Raw genomic sequence first — 15,623 nt, 5'->3', positions numbered from 1 at the left:
AAAGGCCTCCCTTCCCTCTGCCGGGCGGGAACGGTTCCAGGCTTGACCCTCTCCCGCCGGGGCGGGAGGTTCCCCCGTGGAGGTAAACCATGCACATTGAATTTCGCAGCGACCTCGGCGCGAAGGTTCTGGTGGACGTCCCGGACGAGCGGGCGCTGGAGGACACCCTCAGAAGGTACGGCCGTCTGGGGTGGACCAGCGGCGAGGTGCCACCCGGTGGGTATCCATTCCCCTATGACAATTTCTCCGATTTCGACTGGAGCTTGATCGGGGCGAGGAAGTGGACCAGTCCGGAGGGTGACGTTTTGATCATCCATCGGGGGCAGGCGTACAAGATTCGGGAACTGGAGGCGGTGGACTCACGCAAGATGAAGCTGCCCGCGGCGGTCAAGATCAGCCGGGGCGCGAAGAGCACGGACCTGGACCAGGTGCGTGAGAAGGCGGACGGCGAGTTCGAGTACGTGACGCTGGCGATCTTCCGGGGGGGCAGGCGGCAGGAGCGCTACGCCCTGCCTCGGCAAGGCGCACCGGCCCCCAGCGCCGCCGATTAGCCAAGGTCAGCAGCGCGGGGAATGGCCCTCCCCGCGCTCTTTCCGCTCCTTACCTCTTCGTCCACCCTGAGCCTCCAGCATCATGACGTTATGAGCCCGCGCTGCCAAGAACGGCGGGAACCATGATGAGCGCAGCGATGCCCGGCATGACGATGGACGAGAAGCACTGATCCGGGCCGTGCGGGAGCGAAGAACGAAGAACCGCGTTGTGCCCGTTGAGCCTCGCCGTTCCCGCCCGCTCAACCACGTCCTCTCGTGGTTGAGCCCTGTCCAGCCCTGGGGGAGGACGAGTTCCACCCTCACCCCGAGCACGCCCCTGCGCCACTTCGTGCACACCGTGGACCGCGCCGACTGAACCAGCAAGGTGTGGGGCGTGGTCACTCGACGGCCCGGGGTCGGCGGACCCCGCCCAGGGGCAACGTCACGACCCAGACCCTCAGCCTGACCCTCGATGAGACGCGGACCCCCGGGCGCAGCCCGATACGATCTCCGGTCAGGAGTGCTGACGTGTTGCCCCTCCCCTTGCCGGGCTGGCACCCCTCGAAGCGTGGACGGAGTCAAACGGCCTCAGCGCGGGCCTTTTCGTCGGCCTCGGCCGATCAAGGGCAGGCTCACCCCTTGGCATCAGCCGGGCCTCGTCTTCACCCCCTGCCGGACCACCACGAGCCCCACATCGAGGATCAGCTCGACCCGCGCGTCGGAGAGCCGCGTCCGCAACGTCTGCGCGGTGGCGAGGTCGGCGGCGCCCGCCGTGCTGGCCAGGGTGAGGAGCAGGGGGAGAAGCCGCCTCATTGCCCCGATACCTTGACCCCCAGGAGGGCGGCGGCCCGCGCGAGCCGGGCCGTGGAGGCGTTCAGGGCGCCCAGACGGCCCAGCAGGTAGGTCTTGGTGCCGCTCAGATCGGCCGCCAGGGCGGTCGAGGAGAGCAGCAGGGTCAGCAGGATCGGGGCGGTTCGCACGGTTCTCCTTTTCATCCGAGGAGATAGTCGGATGAAGCGTAGGCCCGGTCCCGGGTGCTGTCAAGAATGGTCGTCTGGGACGGCACTCCTCAGCATGAGTCCCCGTGCGGCGCCCGCGTCACACTGGACGCCCGCAGGGCCGGCCTTTCTCTTGATCCCTGTAGAGGTGTACAGATAACCTGGGGCCGGATGGGTTGCGCCGTCCCCCGGGCCTGCCCCCGCACGCCTTCGTGCCGTGGGCCGGGAGAGGCGTGCGGACTCTCCCGCCGTCCAGTCGGAAGGGGAACCTCGCTGTTCCGGCTGACCGGTGGGAGGCCGTCTCCATCCGGCCGTCCACGGGCGCCCTGCCTCGACCCCTCACCAGGAGTTCTCCCTTGTCCACGCTTCAAGACCAAGATCAAGCGCTCGCCCGACTGGGCGGCGGCGGTGCCCTGCTGGCCGGAGCGCTGTTCCTGCTGTCCCTCGTCTATGTGTATGGCGTCCTGGCCGGGGCCGGGCTGGACGTGGAGATGTTCGAGGATCAGGCGCGGCTGCTGCCGTGGGTGGCGGAGCACGCCCGCGCCTACACCGGCCTGTGGTGGCTGACCCTGCTCTCCAGTCTGGCGCTGCTGCCGGCACCGCTGGCGCTGCACGACCGGCTGCGCCCCGGGGGCAGAGGGGTCTCCAGGGTCGCGGCCGTGGCCGGGGTGGGGGGCGTGGTCTTCGGGCTGGCCGCCCCGCTCGTGCTCGCCGCCGCGTCGCCCGTCCTGGCGCAGAGCTACGTGCAGGCCTCCGGGGAGACGCGGGACGCGGTGGAGGTGGTGGGGGGGATGGTCGGGGACCTGGCCCTCCACCTGCGGCTGGGGTCGGACCTGCTGCTGGGCGTGTGGTTGGCACTGAGTGGGGGCCTGCTGCTGCGCCTGCGCCGGAGCGCCGCCCTGGGGACCTGGTTTCTGGTGACGGCGGGGCTCGCGGGCGTGGTGATCGCCACCAAGCCCCTCGGTCTGGCCGACCTCGAACCGTTCCTGGCCCCCGTGCTGAGCCTCGCGTACCTGGGCCTGGGCGCGGCGCTGCTGCGCGGTGTGGGAGCTTCCCGGGCGGCCGTCGGCCCCACCCGCCCACCCGCGTGACCGCTCCCACCTCAGCGCTGTTCCCCGGCGGTCCCAGCCGCAGTCTCCAGGACGGTGGATGCCCTGACCTAAGGCGCTGAAGACCTCCAGCCAGTGACCACGGTGGACGTGGTGCTGGACGAATCGGGTAACTCAGGCCGGGGACACCGTGTTTGACCCAGCGGGAAATAATTCCCGGGTCCTGCGCCGTCTCGGCCCGAGCGCGACCCAGGGGGGTGGCGGGTCGAGGGCCGGCTCATCAAGTGAACGTCCGGGGGCATCCTGCCAGCCCCGAATGGACGCCATTGGAGGGGCCGGCGGCGAGCGTCTGGAGAGGCCGTGGTGTTCCCCGGATGAGGCCCCTTCCACCTCGCGGGGGCAGCCTGCCGTCACCTCCGGAAGGTCCCATCGGAACGGGGCCTTTGGCGGCCCCACACGACGCCGAGCAGGCCCAGGGCCGCGACCCCCACCGGCCAGTCCCCCAGCCGGACGTACCCGGTCGTTCCCTTCTGGGCGGCGAAGCGGGCCTGGAGTGCCCCTGCACGCCGGGTCGGCAGCGCCTGCGTCACCCGCCCCCTGGGGTCGATCACCGCCGTCACGCCGATATTGCCCGCGCGCAGCAGGAAGCGCCGGGTCTCGATGGCCCGCACCCGCCCCATCTGGAAGTGCTGCTCCACCCCGTTCCCCGCGTTGAACCAGCCGTCGTTGGACACATTCACCAGCACCCCCGCGCCGTCCCGCACGAGGCCGCGGGCGATCCCGGGAAAGACGCTCTCGTAACACACGTACGCCCCGTAAGCCACCCCGCCCAGGGTCAGCGGCCGGTCGAGGCGACCCGGCAGCAGGCCGGCCGGGTCGGGCACGCCCAGCGCCCGGAAGACCCGCTCGTACAGCGGCGCCAGGGGGGTACGCAGCGGGAAATACTCGGCGAACGGCACCCGCCGCCGTTTGTCGTAGGCCCCCATCAGGCCGCCGTCCCACGCCTCGACCCGGTTCTGAGCCGGGCGGGCGACGCCGATCAGCAGGGGCTGATCGGGCAGACGGCCCAGGTCATCCCCCGAGATGGCGGTCTCCGGCCAGACCGCAACCGCTCCGGCGGCAGCGCCGCTGAGCCGGGCATAGATCGGCAACGGGTCGGCCCTGCCCGCCACCTTGTCCAGCGGGTCGAGGTTGCCCTGCACCAGCAGCGCCCGGTGGGTCGGTGGTGGGGGCTCGGGCCGCGTCAGCCCGTAGACCAGCGCCAGCCCCCAGACGGGCAGCGCCAGCGCCAGGGGCCGGGCCTCCTGCCGGGCGAGGCTGGCGAGCGCCGCTGCCAGGGTCGTGACGAGCAGACTGGCGAGCAGGACGCCGCCGAGATCGGCCACCTGGATCAGCGGGGTGGGCAGCAGCGTGTACCCCAGCGTGCCCCAGGGAAAGGCGAAGGGCCCCAGGTGCCGCAGCCATTCCAGCACCACCCATCCGAAAGCCAGGCCCCACACCCGCCCCAGGAAGGTGGGTGTGAGCCGGGCCACCAGCAGCCCCAGTAGCGCGTAAAAGGCTCCCTCGAGCACAAACAGCGCCGGGAAGAGCAGCGCGCCCGCCACACCGAAGAGCTGCGCAAAACTGAGCGGCAGGAATAGCAGGTGCAGGCTGAAGAAGGCGGTCATGCCCCAGAACAGCCGGGCGGCGACCGCGCGCGGGGCCTGCGGGGTGCTGACCCACCAGAGCAGCGCGGCGAGCGGCAGCGGGGTGAGGGCGCTCCAGGCGTGGGGTACGGCGGTCAGGGCGAGGGCCGCGCCCAGCCCCACGGACGGCAGGCTCGGCACGCCGGACAGGGTGCCCTTCTTCAGCCATCTCCCCCTCCTGATCTGGAGCGTCCCCTTCATGCCCAAGGTCGGGCCGCCGCGCTTGATACCTGTACACTCATACAGATATCTTAAGGTATGACGAGTTCCCCCTCCACCCCGGGCACGCCCCTGCGCTACTTCGTGGAGCGCATGGACTGTGCCGACTGCGCCCGCACGGTGCAGAGCGCCCTCACCCGGCTGCCCGGGGTGGACACGCCCCAGGTCAACTTCACCACCCAGACGCTGAGCCTCACGCTGGACGAGGCCCAGATGCCCCGCGAGCGGCTGGAACAGACCCTGCGCTCCCTGGGGTATCCCCCCACCCTGGAAGCGGCCCCGGCCGTGACCCCCAACGCTCCCCTGCGCTACTTCGTGAACAACATGGACTGCGCGGACTGCGCCAACAAGGTACAGGGCGTGGTGACTCGCTTGCCGGGGGTCGGCGAGCCCAAAGTGAACTTCACCACCCAGACGCTCAGCCTGACGCTCGACGAGACGCGGACGCCCAGGACCCAACTCGAACAGACCCTGCGCTCCATCGGGTACCCGCCGGAAGTGCAGGACGAGGTCAACCCGGTGCCCGGCACGGCCCCGACCACTCCGGCCGCCCCCCGCCCGGCCCGGGTTGAACGCCCCTGGTATCAGACGGGCAAGGGCCGCAACGTCCTGCTCACCGGCGCCCTGCTGGCCCTGGCTTTCGTGTTCAGCCTGGTCGCGCCGGGGTTCGCCTTCTGGGCGTACGCGGCCGCGACCGCCATCGGCACCTGGCCGCTGCTGCGCAAGGCCGTCGCCAGCGCCCGTCTGGGAGAACCCTTCACCATCAACACCCTGATCAGCGTGGCCGCCATCGGCGCCATCGCCATCGGGGAGGCGGCGGAAGGCGCGCTCGTCGTGTTCCTCTTCGCCATCGGCGAGCTGCTGGAGAACGTGGCGGCCGGGCGGGCGCGGGCCGGCATCCAGGCCCTCGCCGCCCTGGCGCCCAAGACCGCCCTGCTGCTGGAAGGCGGGCAGACCCGTGAGGTGCCCGTCGAGGGGCTTGGGGTCGGCCAGCTCGTGCGGGTGCAGCCGGGCGGCCGGGTGCCCGCCGACGGCACCATCACCGAGGGCGACTCCAACCTCGACGACTCCCCCGTGACGGGCGAGAGCGTGCCCGTCCACAAGGGCGTGGGGGACGCCGTGTACGCGGGCAGCATCAACACCGACGGGGTGCTCACCGTGCGGGTGGACCGGGGGGCGTCCGACAACACCATCGCGCGGATCATCCACCTGGTCGAGGAGGCGGAGTCCTCCAAGGCCCCCACCGCGCGCTTTATCGACCGCTTCTCCCGTTGGTACACCCCCGCCGCGATGGCGGTCGCGCTGCTCTTCGCCGTCCTGCCCCCCCTGCTGTTCGGCCAACCCTGGCACGAGTGGATCTACAAGGGCGTGGCCCTGCTCCTCATCGCCTGTCCCTGCGCCCTGGTGCTCTCCGTGCCCGCGGCCGTCACCAGCGGGATCTCGGCGGGCGCCCGGCGCGGCCTGCTCATCAAGGGGGGCGCGGCGCTGGAGACCATCGGGGGCGTCTCGACGGTCGCCTTCGACAAGACGGGCACCCTGACCGAGAACAAGCCGCAGGTGACCGACGTGATTCCGCTGTTCGGGGACGAGGCGAACGTGCTGCGCCTGGCCGCCGCCGTGGAGACGGGCTCGGCGCACCCGCTCGCCAAGGCCATCGTGGAGCGTGCCCAGGGGTTGGCGGTGCCCACGCCCCGGCAGGCCCGGGCGATCTCGGGCAAGGCCGTGACGGCCGTCGTGGACGGCGAGGACCTGGCGGTCGGGTCGCCCCGGTACGCGCAGGAGCGCACGGGGCTCACCCCGGAGGTGCGGTCGCGGATCGAGGCCCTGGAGGGTCAGGGCAAGACGGTGGTGGTGCTGCTGAACGGGCACGGGCCGCTGGGCCTGATCGCCATCCGGGATGAGCCGCGTCCCGACGCGCGCGAGGCCGTCGCCACGCTCAAGGGGCTGGGCGTGCGCTCGTTGATGCTGACCGGGGACAACGCCCGCACGGGGAACGCCATCGCGCGGGACCTGGGCCTGGACGTGGAGGCGGAGTTGCTGCCCGAGGACAAGCTCCGGCGGATCGCCGCCCTCAAGCAGGGCGGCAAGGTGGCGATGGTCGGCGACGGGATCAATGACGCCCCCGCACTGGCCCAGTCCGACGTGGGCATTGCGATGGGGGGCGGCACGGACGTGGCCCTGGAAACCGCCGACGCCGCCCTGCTGCGTCACTCCGTCACGGGAGTCGCGGAGCTGGTGCAGCTTTCCCGCGCCGTGATGACCAACATTCGCCAGAATGTCGCCTTCGCGCTGGGCCTCAAGGCCATCTTCCTGGTCACCACGCTGCTGGGCATCACCGGTCTGTGGCCCGCGATCCTCAGCGACACCGGCGCGACTGTGCTCGTGACCGCCAATGCCTTGCGCCTGCTGCGCTTCAAGCCCGGCGCGTGAGCAGTTGCCCACCGCGGCCCTCGCGGTCGCACCCACGACCAACCACGAACCTCCTCCCCGGTTCAGGCCTGACCTTCGGAACCCACAGCGCCTTCACCGTCAGCGGCTGCCATCAGAAAGGTGGACGCCAGTGAGCGACTCCCGGACAGACGACGACGCACACCATCTCGACGCCAGCCAGGCGGCCGACCGCCGCATCCTGTGGCTGGTGCTGCTGATCAACCTCGGGCAATCCCTGGCGGGCGCAGGGGTCGGCGTGTGGGCGTCCTCCACCGCCCTGATCGGCGCAGCCCTCGACAACCTGGCCGACGCGTCTGTCTACGGCGTCAGCCTCTACGCGGTGGGCCGCGCCGCCACCATCAAGGTGCGCGCCGCCCGCCTGTCCGGCTGGCTCCTGATCGGCCTCGCGGTGCTGCTGTTCGTGGAGGTGCTGCGCCGGTTCTTCGGGGGTGAAGAGCCGGTCGGCCCCGCGATGATGGTCATGGCCGCCGTCAACGCGGGGCTGAACCTGGTCTGCTTGCACCTCCTCAGGCGCCACCAGGGCGAGGACGTCAATTTCAAGGCGTCGGCCATCTTCACCAGCAACGACTCGCTGGTGAACCTGGCCGTCGTGCTGTCCGGCGCGCTGGTGTTGTGGTTGGATTCGAATCTGCCGGACCTGGTGCTCGGCGTGATCGTGTCGGCCATCGCGGCCAACGGAGGTCGGGAAATCCTGTCCGAGGCGGCCGAGGCTGCGGAAACGGCCCGGTCGGAGGCTTGAGGCCGGACCCGCCCTCCACGCTCCTTCGCTTCCTTTCCTGCCGAGGTGTCTCATGCTCCCGACCGTGATCGTCTACACCGTCCCCAACTGCTCGTCGTGCGAGGCCGTCAAGCGCTTTCTCACGGCGCGGCGGGTCATCTATATCGAGAAGAACGTCCGCGAGGACCCGGCGGCCTTGGCGGAGATGCAGGCGCGGGCGAACGTCCGCGTCGCCCCCGTGACCGTCATCGGTGAGCGGGCCTTTTACGGCACCTTTGAGGACCAGCGCCCCCTGCTGGAAGCCGCCCTGAGCGACAATGGGGCATGACTTCCTCCCTTCCCGACGTCAAGACCGATCGTGCGGCCGACTGCGAAGTCCACTGCGTGCACCCCGAGGCCGTGGCCCGCGCGGCGGCGGGCCTGCCGGACGAGGCCCTCATCGAGCGCGCGACCACCCTGACCAAGGTGGTCTCCGACCCCACCCGGTTGCGCATCCTCTCCGCGCTCGCGCTGGAGGAACTGTGCGTGTGCGACCTGGCGGTGATCGCGGGGATCAACGAGTCCACCATGAGTCACCAGCTCCGCCACCTGCGCGCGCTGGGCCTGGTGACCTTCCGGAAGGTGGGCCGCATCGCCTACTACCGACTGGCGAACGACGGCGTCACGCGGCTGATCGCGGACGTGCTGGAGCACGCCAAAGCCATGTGAGGACGCTCCCCCCCGGGGTTTCCCGTCCCACCCCTGCTTCTCAAGGACCCCGCTTTTGAACACCTCCATCTCTGCGGCCCTGCTGGGCCTCGTCGAGGGCATCACCGAGTTCCTGCCGGTGTCCTCCACCGGCCACCTGATTGTCGCCGCCGACCTGCTGAAGTTCCGCGACTCGGGCGGCACCTTCGAGATCGTCATCCAGGTCGGGGCGGTGCTGGCCGTCATCGCATACTACTGGCGCGACCTGCTCGGCCAGGCGCGCGCCCTGCCGGTCAGCCCGGACGCCCGCCGCTTGTGGCTGGGCGTGGCCCTGGCCTTCCTCCCGGCGGCCATCCTGGGCTTCCTGTTCAGCGACCTGATCACGCGCTACCTCTTCTCGCCGCTCACCGTGGCGATCTCCCTGATCGTGGGCGGGATCGTGTTGTGGGTGATCGAGGGGCGGCCTGCGGCGGCCACCACGAGCGGCCTGACCCAGGTGACTCGGCGCCAGGCCCTCGTCGTGGGCTGCGCGCAGTGCCTCGCCCTGGTGCCCGGCGTCTCGCGCAGCGCGTCGAGCATCATCGGCGGTCTGCTGACCGGGCTCGACCGGCCCACCGCGACCGCGTTCTCGTTCTACCTGTCGATCCCGACCCTGGGCCTGGCGACCCTGTACGCCCTGCTGAAGGGCCGCGACGCCCTGGGGGCAGCGCAACTCGGCCCCCTCACCGTTGGGCTGGCGGTGTCGTTCGTGACCGCGCTGCTCGCGGTGAGCTGGCTGCTGCGCTACGTCTCCCGGCACAACTTCCGGGGCTTCGCGGTGTACCGCGTGCTCGCGGGCCTCGCCATCCTGGGGTGGGTGCTGTGGCGCTGAGGCGGGCGGGGGTGGTGTGGCCCCGACCGGCGGTGATCGCCGGGGTGCTCGCGTGCCTGCTGCTGGACCAGAGCCTCAAGGCGTGGGCCGTGCGGGAATTCACACTCGGCGAGTTCCGCGAGGTCCTCCCCGGGGTGCTGAGTCTGGGGCTGATCTACAACACGGGGGCGGCCTGGAGCCTGTTCGCGGGGGCGGCGCTGCCCCTCGCCGCGCTGCGGCTGGTGGCGGGCGTGGCGCTGCTCGTGTACCTCTCCCGCCGCGCCGTTCCGCCCCTAACGGGTGTGGCCCTCACCCTGATTGCCGGGGGGGCGCTCAGCAACTCGCTCGACGGGTGGCGGCTGGGCAAGGTCGTGGATACGCTCGCGTCGCACACCCTCTCGGCGGTGACCCGCGTGCTCGGGCAGGGTGACTTTCCGGTCTTCAACCTCGCCGACGTCTGGGTGGTGAGTGGCGTGCTGTTGCTGCTGCTGCGAAGCACGCGCTCCCCGACCCGGTCCTCGTCCACGGCCTGAGGTTCAGGCTCGCCCACCGTTCCTCACCGTTAGGAGGTTCCACCATGTCCGCGGCCAGAAGCCATCCCACCGACAGCACCGTGGCCCTGCTGCGCGAGGGGTACGCGTTTCTCCTCCACCGCAGCGAGCGCGACCGCACCGACGTCTTCGAGACCCGCTTGTTAGGGGTGCCCGTCCTGTGCCTGCACGGTGAAGAGGCCGCCCGGGTGTTCTACGACCCGGAGCGCTTCGAGCGGCGCGGGGCGGCCCCGTCCCGGGCCCAGAAGACCCTCTTCGGGCAGGGCGGCGTGCAGGGCCTGGACGGCGAGGCCCACCGGGCGCGCAAGGCGATGTTCATGTCCCTGATGACCCCGGACAGGTTGCGCGACCTGGCGAGCCTGACCACCGCGCAGTGGCACGCCGCCGCCGTGAAGTGGGAGATGCAGGACCGGGTGGTGCTGCTGGACGAGGTGCAGGAACTGCTCTGCCGCGCCGTGTGCCGCTGGGCGGGCGTGCCGCTCACTCCAGCGGAGGTGACGCTCCGGACGGCGGACTTCGCGGCCATGATCGACAGCGCGGGCGCGGTGGGACCCCGGCACTGGCGCGGCCGCCTGGGGCGGGCGCGGGCGGAACGCTGGGCCGGAGGCCTGATCCGTCAGGTACGCGCGGGGGACCTCGACCCGGCCGAGGCGAGTGCCCTGCGCGTGATCGCGCTGCACCGGGACCCGGCGGGAGCGCTGCTGGACGAGCACACCGCCGCCGTGGAGGTGCTGAATGTCCTGCGACCCACGGTGGCGGTCGCCCTGTACGTCACCTTCACTGCCCTGGCGCTGCACGAGTCCCCGGAGGCCAGGCGCGACCTGCTCAGCGGCCGGGGGGCCGGGGAGCACTTCGTGCAGGAGGTGCGGCGGTTTTATCCCTTCTTCCCCTTCGCGCTGGCCAAGGTCCGGCGGGACTTCGAGTGGCGGGGGCAGCCCTTCCAGCGGGGACGGCGGGCCCTGCTCAACCTGTACGGCACCAACCACGACCGGAGGCTGTGGGGGGACCCCGAGCGGTTCCGCCCGGGGCGCTTCCGGGACTGGAACGGCAGCGCGTACAACTTCATCCCGCAGGGCGGTGGGGACCATGTCCAGGGGCACCGCTGCGCGGGCGAGTGGATCACCATCGAGTTGATGCAGGGGGCGCTGCGCTTCCTGACGGAGGAGTTGACCTACGCGGTGCCGCCGCAGGACCTGCGGGTGAGCCTCACGCGCTACCCAGCGCGTCCAGCCAGCCGCCTGGTGCTGAGCGGGGTCCGGCGGAGCGGTGGCCGGGCGGGCGGAGCGTGAGCGGGCCAGGCCAACTCAACCCGGAGCAGGCGACCCTGCTGATCCCGCTCGTCGCCAAGGCGAGCCAGAACACGTGGCGCGACCCGATCCTGCGCGACGAGACGGCCGCCCAGGTGCTGCGTCGTCTGGGGCGGGCGGTCCCGGCCCGGCCCGCCCTGCGCGGCGACGCCTTCGGGCTGGCGCTGCGCGCCCGGGCACTGGACGAGTGGACGGCGGCCTTCCTCGCCCGGCATCCGGCGGCCACCGTGCTGCACCTGGGGTGCGGGCTGGACGGGCGGGTGGACCCGGTGCCGGTTCCTCCCGGCGCGCGCTGGTTCGACCTCGACCTGCCGGAGGTGATCGCGCTGCGCCGGGCCGTCTACCCCCGGCACGAGGGACCGGGCTACCGGATGATCGCCGCTTCGGTAACGGAGGGAGGGTGGCTGCGGGAGGTGCCGCGGGAAGGGCCGGTGCTGGTGATCGCGGAGGGACTGCTGATGTACCTGCCGGAGCCTGAGGTGCGCGCGCTGCTCACGCGGCTGGGGGAGATGTTCCCCGGAGGGGAGCTGGTGTGCGACGCCCTCAGTGGGCTGGGGGTGCGCCTGGGAGGGTGGCACCCGGCCCTGCGCGCGTCTGGCGCCACCCTGCGCTGGGGGCTGGAGGACCCCCGGGAGGTGGAAACCTGGCCGCCAGGCTTCCACCTGCTCGACGACGTCAGCCTGCTCGATCTGCCGGGGTTCGCACGGTTGCCCAGGGTGGAGCGGGCGGCCTGGCGGGTGCTGCGCCGTGTCCCGCTGTTGCGGAGGGTCCACCGCTTGCTGCGCTACCGCTTCCAACCACTCGGTTAGGCCAGCCCGTTCCAGCGTCCTCTCCACATCCACCGCATGCCTCAGGCGAAAGACCATCTCCAAATCGAGGAGCCCCTACGCTGGTAGGCCGCCCTGGGGCTGCTGGCCCTGCTCCTGCTCACCTGCCGGGCCCATCGCTTGGGAGGGTCAGAGCGAGTCAGGCGTCACACGGATGGGCGGAGCAGGCGGAGGTCACGACCACACGCGCAGAGGGTCGGGAGGCTTGGCCGGAGACCCATCAGGGCGGCACCGTCTGGGTGGGGTTTCCGTTCATCCGCCTGCGGCAGGGCCAGCGGGCGAGCCCACCTCCCCGCGCTTACAGCAAGATCTCGGACAGGGCCGAGCCGTTCCCTGGCTTCCAGCTCATGGAGCTGTACCCGCCCACGTCCTTGATCCGGTAGTTTCCCTGCCGAAGTTCGGCGCTCAGCTCCTCGAACAGCGTGTGGAACGAGTCGGCGACCACTCGGGGACGGGGAAGGTCTAGTCCGAAGATGACGACCTGCCCCCACACGCCCGACGCCGACGGGGCCAGGTCGAAGCCGAGGAAGTTCCCGGTGTTGTCCGTGAACAGCGGCACGTGGTGCGGATTCGGTTCGTACGCCTGCGTGCGGCGGTCCAGGTCCTCCACCGGAACAAGCCCCTCGCGTTCCAGCGCGTGAGCGACGCTCCGGGCGTGGCGGGCGATGTCCTGCGCACTCATCAGGGTCAGCCCGAACAGGATGCGGTGCCCGGCCCGCTGCCCGTTGTGCGTGGCGAGCACCTGGTGGACGTCCTCGGGAAGCGGACTGTTCAGCGCCGCGGTCAGGGCCTGGAGGTCCGCCGCCGTGGCCGGTGGGGCGAGGCCGTCGAGCAGCCCCGGCGCCAGGTCGGAGACACCCTTTAGGAAGGCTGTCCAGGACACGGGAGCGTTCTCCTGCCCGAAAGAGAAGGGGCCGAGCCTGCGCCACGACTCCAGAGACCACCCCTCACAGCCCGCGCACCCCGATTCTTTCCAGCCCGACGTTCAGGCGCTCGCGGGACAGACCGCCGCGGTCCACGTGTTGAACGACGCCCTGCCGGTCGATGAAGACGGTCTCGGGAATCCCGCCCACGCCGTAGTTGATCGCGGTTTTGGACTGAGGGTCGCGCAGGCTGGGATACGCGAGGGCGAACTCGCGGATAAAGTCGCGGGCGTTCTGTTCCTTGGTCTCCTGGAAGAGGATGCCGATCACGGCGAGGCCCTGTCCCGCCGCCTGCCGCCCACTGAGTTCACGGAACAGAGGCGCTTCCTCGCGGCAGGGCGTGCACCATGACGCCCAGAAATTCAAGACGACGGGCCGACCACGCAGGTCCGCCAGACGAACCGACGCACCGTCCAGGCTCTGGAGGGCGAAGGCGGGCGCGGGCTTCCCGACGAGTGGACCGCCGCTGGTCGTGCGGCGCGCCGGGTTGAGCAACGCCGCACCCAGGGTGGCCGCGAGGACGGCCGCAAGCACGGGTGGCAGGAGGCGTCGCCACAGGGCCGTTGGGACGTGAGTGCCGGGGGAGGCTGAATTCACGGGGAAGCTCCCCTCCTGCGGGCCGGGAAAGCCCTTTCCCCGGTCGGCCGCCAGGCCGACCGGGTGAGGCGCTTCGGGCTGTGCCAGAGCGGGCGAAGCCCGGTGTGCCGTGAATGGGGCATGCTCGGGCACCGGGTCGGTGGGGGGTGAGGATGAGGAACGGCGCCCGGGGCGAGGCCCGGCAGACAGGTCAGGTACAGGCGAGGAGACACTGGGTCCATGATATCTGTATAACTGTACAGACACCATGAGAAGAGTCCAAGGGCTGGCGTGTGCCCACGCTCCCTGCGCTCCCGGGCGAGGTTGAGCAGCCTCACCCGTTGGGGGGCGTGTCGCCATGCGCCAGGCACTGCACCCCGGACGCGTTAAGAAGCTCATCGCCGGTGAACTCGAAGGCACGCTTGGCGCTGGCGGAGGGGGTCACCCCCTCCACGCCGTCCTTCTCGTCCTCGACCAGCTTCTGGAGGCCCACATCTGACCTTTGAGGTCACGCCAGCGGGGAAGACTCTTCGTCTTCCCCGGACAGGGCCACACGTGGTCACAACCCTGAGATTCCCCCAGGTGTTTGACGGAACGGGGGAGGGGGGAGACGCCGCCATGGACGTCCAACCGTTCTCTGACACCGACCTCGCCCAGGCCAGGTCCTGCCCGGCGGCCAGCAGACGCACGTTCCGCTGAATCCAAACGCGCCGCCCGCCTATTGTTAAAGAATGTACGTCTGTACAGATTTCCATAGAGCCTGGACACTAAACGTCAGGTGCCACCCTGAACCTCCACTCCCGTCAGGAGAACTCGACCTTGCCGCGTCCACCGATCGCTCCTTCCGACCCTGGCCTGCACCTGGGATTTACCCGGGGTGACTGGATCACCCTGGGGGCCGCAGCTTCGACCCTGGTGCCCTTCTCCCTCGTCCGCTTCGGCGGCCTGGCGCAGGGGCACCCGCTGCTCACCTCGCTGGTGCTGGGGGTGGCGATCATCGCCGCGGCCTTTTTCCTCTCGTGGGCGACGGAGGGCCTCGAAACCGTGGTGCCGCAGTCCGTGGCGCTCGCCCTGCTCGCCCTGATCGAGGTCGCGCCCGAGTACGCCTTTGAGGTCCTGCTGGCCTACCGCGGGCAGACGGAACTGGCCGCGGCCAGCATGACGGGCGCCAACCGGCTGCTGCTCGGCCTGGGCTGGCCCCTGATCATGGTCGTGGCGTTCCTGAGCGCCCGGCGCCAGGGCCAGCGCTTCACGGAAATTGAACTCGACGCGCGGAACGCGCCCGAACTGCTGTTCCTGCTGCTCGCCTCCCTGTACGCCTTCGTGCTGGTGCTGAAGCGGTCGTTCAGCCTGCTCGACTCCGTGGTCCTCGTCGCGCTCTACGTCGCCTACATCCTCACCGCCTTCCGCCAGTCCAGGCGGCGGCACCAGGCACCGGCCCGCGTGCTCACGGAGACGGAACTCAGCGCGGAACTGGAGGAGAACAGCGAACCCGCGGAGGACGCCGACGAGGAGGACGAGAGCCGGGACATCGGCGTCGCCGCCCGCGTCAAGCGTCTCCCGCCCGGGACGCGCACCCTGGTTATCAGCCTGTTCCTGCTGGCCGGAGCGTACGTGCTGTTCTTCGGGGCGGAGCCCTTTATCGACGCGGTGCTCCAGGTCGCCCGGCAGGTGGGCGTCTCGCAGTTCATCCTGATCCAGTGGGTGGCCCCCTTCCTCTCGGAGTTTCCCGAGAGCCTCACGGCGTTCATCTGGGCGGGCCTGATCGTGTTCGCGGGCAAGGGGTTGAGCAACCTGATCTCCTCGAAGCTCAACCAGTGGACGCTGCTGATCGCCGCGATCCCCCTGGCGTACAGCGTCGGGCAGGGGCACGCCGCGCCGCTGCCCCTGACGGCCCAGTCGGTGGACGAGGTGTTCCTGACGGCCGCGCAGTCCCTGTTCGGGATCTCGCTGCTGCTCACCTTCCGCTTCACCCTCCGGGCCGCGCTGACGCTCGCGGGACTGTTCCTGGTCCAGTTTTTCATTCCGGTCGAGGGGGTGCATGTCGCCCTGGGCTGGCTCTACCTGGCGCTCACCGCGGTGTTCCTGCTGCTGAACCGCAGGCACCTGCACCTGGCCGAGTTGCTCAGGGCCGGGCGCCCTGGAAGGTAGGCCGCCATGCGGAACCGTGCGAACACCCGGGAGGCCCAGGCGGCCCTCGGCCTCATGCTGGCCCTGCTGCTCCTGGCCGCCGTGAGCGTTTGGGACGCGCG

The 15,623-nt window shown here is 70.7% G+C and carries 17 protein-coding genes; 11 read left to right on the top strand and 6 right to left on the bottom strand.

Features of this window, described 5'->3' with window-relative positions; translation table 11 throughout:
- Positions 1-89: 89 nt before the first annotated feature.
- Positions 90-551: a single-stranded DNA-binding protein gene (locus E5F05_RS04280; RefSeq protein ID WP_103128169.1), complete on the top strand. Its 462-nt coding sequence runs from the start codon at positions 90-92 to the stop codon at positions 549-551.
- A 624-nt stretch (positions 552-1,175) separates the two neighbouring features.
- On the opposite strand, the gene E5F05_RS21185 is transcribed toward E5F05_RS04280, so the two are convergent.
- The gene (locus tag E5F05_RS21185) at positions 1,176-1,343 is read right to left on the bottom strand and encodes a hypothetical protein (RefSeq protein WP_164973336.1); all 168 of its coding nucleotides are present in this window, start codon (positions 1,341-1,343) and stop codon (positions 1,176-1,178) included.
- Positions 1,340-1,510 (bottom strand): hypothetical protein, encoded by a 171-nt coding sequence (locus E5F05_RS21180; protein ID WP_164973335.1) that lies wholly within the window; start codon positions 1,508-1,510, stop codon positions 1,340-1,342. Before E5F05_RS21180 ends, E5F05_RS21185 begins: the two co-directional genes overlap by 4 nt.
- 374 nt (positions 1,511-1,884) lie before the next feature.
- On the opposite strand from E5F05_RS21180, the gene E5F05_RS04275 reads away from it, so the two are divergent.
- Positions 1,885-2,619, top strand: a complete 735-nt coding sequence (locus tag E5F05_RS04275) for a DUF4386 family protein (RefSeq protein ID WP_164973334.1) — start codon at positions 1,885-1,887, stop codon at positions 2,617-2,619.
- Between the two features lie 368 nt (positions 2,620-2,987).
- Here E5F05_RS04275 and lnt read toward each other — a convergent pair whose 3' ends face one another.
- Complete coding sequence (gene lnt / locus E5F05_RS04270; protein WP_235610253.1) at positions 2,988-4,403, bottom strand: apolipoprotein N-acyltransferase; 1,416 nt, start codon at positions 4,401-4,403, stop codon at positions 2,988-2,990.
- A 117-nt stretch (positions 4,404-4,520) separates the two neighbouring features.
- Here lnt and E5F05_RS04265 point away from each other — a divergent pair, with 117 nt between their 5' ends.
- From E5F05_RS04265 to E5F05_RS04230, 8 genes are all read left to right on the top strand, one after another.
- A complete protein-coding gene (locus E5F05_RS04265; RefSeq protein ID WP_103128167.1) occupies positions 4,521-6,911 on the top strand; it encodes a heavy metal translocating P-type ATPase in 2,391 nt (796 codons plus the stop codon).
- A gap of 130 nt (positions 6,912-7,041) precedes the next feature.
- Positions 7,042-7,671, top strand: coding sequence for a cation efflux transmembrane domain-containing protein (locus E5F05_RS04260; RefSeq protein WP_103128166.1), 630 nt, complete (start codon positions 7,042-7,044; stop codon positions 7,669-7,671).
- Between the two features lie 52 nt (positions 7,672-7,723).
- A complete protein-coding gene (locus tag E5F05_RS04255) occupies positions 7,724-7,978 on the top strand; it encodes a glutaredoxin family protein (RefSeq protein ID WP_103128165.1) in 255 nt (84 codons plus the stop codon).
- Positions 7,975-8,358: an ArsR/SmtB family transcription factor gene (locus E5F05_RS04250; RefSeq protein ID WP_103128164.1), complete on the top strand. Its 384-nt coding sequence runs from the start codon at positions 7,975-7,977 to the stop codon at positions 8,356-8,358. The genes E5F05_RS04255 and E5F05_RS04250 overlap by 4 nt, the downstream gene beginning before the upstream one ends.
- Positions 8,359-8,413: 55 nt before the next feature.
- A complete protein-coding gene (locus E5F05_RS04245) occupies positions 8,414-9,208 on the top strand; it encodes an undecaprenyl-diphosphate phosphatase (protein ID WP_129117523.1) in 795 nt (264 codons plus the stop codon).
- The gene (gene lspA / locus E5F05_RS04240; protein WP_241687048.1) at positions 9,199-9,720 is read left to right on the top strand and encodes a signal peptidase II; all 522 of its coding nucleotides are present in this window, start codon (positions 9,199-9,201) and stop codon (positions 9,718-9,720) included. Before E5F05_RS04245 ends, lspA begins: the two co-directional genes overlap by 10 nt.
- Positions 9,721-9,764: 44 nt before the next feature.
- Positions 9,765-11,027, top strand: a complete 1,263-nt coding sequence (locus E5F05_RS04235; protein WP_129117522.1) for a cytochrome P450 — start codon at positions 9,765-9,767, stop codon at positions 11,025-11,027.
- Positions 11,024-11,854, top strand: a complete 831-nt coding sequence (locus tag E5F05_RS04230; protein ID WP_129117521.1) for a class I SAM-dependent methyltransferase — start codon at positions 11,024-11,026, stop codon at positions 11,852-11,854. Before E5F05_RS04235 ends, E5F05_RS04230 begins: the two co-directional genes overlap by 4 nt.
- Positions 11,855-12,170: 316 nt before the next feature.
- Here the strand turns inward: E5F05_RS04230 and E5F05_RS04225 are convergent, their stop codons facing one another.
- The 3 genes from E5F05_RS04225 to E5F05_RS21175 form a co-directional block, all read right to left on the bottom strand.
- Complete coding sequence (locus E5F05_RS04225) at positions 12,171-12,755, bottom strand: SMI1/KNR4 family protein (protein ID WP_164973333.1); 585 nt, start codon at positions 12,753-12,755, stop codon at positions 12,171-12,173.
- A gap of 64 nt (positions 12,756-12,819) precedes the next feature.
- The gene (locus E5F05_RS21540; protein WP_260177086.1) at positions 12,820-13,338 is read right to left on the bottom strand and encodes a TlpA family protein disulfide reductase; all 519 of its coding nucleotides are present in this window, start codon (positions 13,336-13,338) and stop codon (positions 12,820-12,822) included.
- Between the two features lie 367 nt (positions 13,339-13,705).
- Positions 13,706-13,864, bottom strand: a complete 159-nt coding sequence (locus E5F05_RS21175; protein WP_164973332.1) for a hypothetical protein — start codon at positions 13,862-13,864, stop codon at positions 13,706-13,708.
- A gap of 326 nt (positions 13,865-14,190) precedes the next feature.
- Here E5F05_RS21175 and E5F05_RS04215 point away from each other — a divergent pair, with 326 nt between their 5' ends.
- Complete coding sequence (locus E5F05_RS04215) at positions 14,191-15,522, top strand: sodium:proton exchanger (RefSeq protein WP_164973331.1); 1,332 nt, start codon at positions 14,191-14,193, stop codon at positions 15,520-15,522.
- Positions 15,523-15,623: the final 101 nt, after the last annotated feature.

Origin of the sequence: Deinococcus metallilatus (assembly GCF_004758605.1) — a bacterium.
Classification (GTDB): domain Bacteria; phylum Deinococcota; class Deinococci; order Deinococcales; family Deinococcaceae; genus Deinococcus; species Deinococcus metallilatus.
Note: the sequence above shows the minus strand (reverse complement) of the source record. Positions and strands in the feature narration are given on the sequence as shown.

Excerpts from the sequence above, each read along its gene's own strand:
- E5F05_RS04280 (WP_103128169.1), top strand. The coding sequence starts at position 90 with ATGCACATTGAATTTCGCAGCGACCTCGGCGCGAAGGTTCTGGTGGAC.
- E5F05_RS21185 (WP_164973336.1), bottom strand. The coding sequence starts at position 1,343 with ATGAGGCGGCTTCTCCCCCTGCTCCTCACCCTGGCCAGCACGGCGGGC.
- E5F05_RS04265 (WP_103128167.1), top strand. The coding sequence starts at position 4,521 with ATGACGAGTTCCCCCTCCACCCCGGGCACGCCCCTGCGCTACTTCGTG.
- E5F05_RS04255 (WP_103128165.1), top strand. The coding sequence starts at position 7,724 with ATGCTCCCGACCGTGATCGTCTACACCGTCCCCAACTGCTCGTCGTGC.
- E5F05_RS04250 (WP_103128164.1), top strand. The coding sequence starts at position 7,975 with ATGACTTCCTCCCTTCCCGACGTCAAGACCGATCGTGCGGCCGACTGC.
- E5F05_RS04235 (WP_129117522.1), top strand. The coding sequence starts at position 9,765 with ATGTCCGCGGCCAGAAGCCATCCCACCGACAGCACCGTGGCCCTGCTG.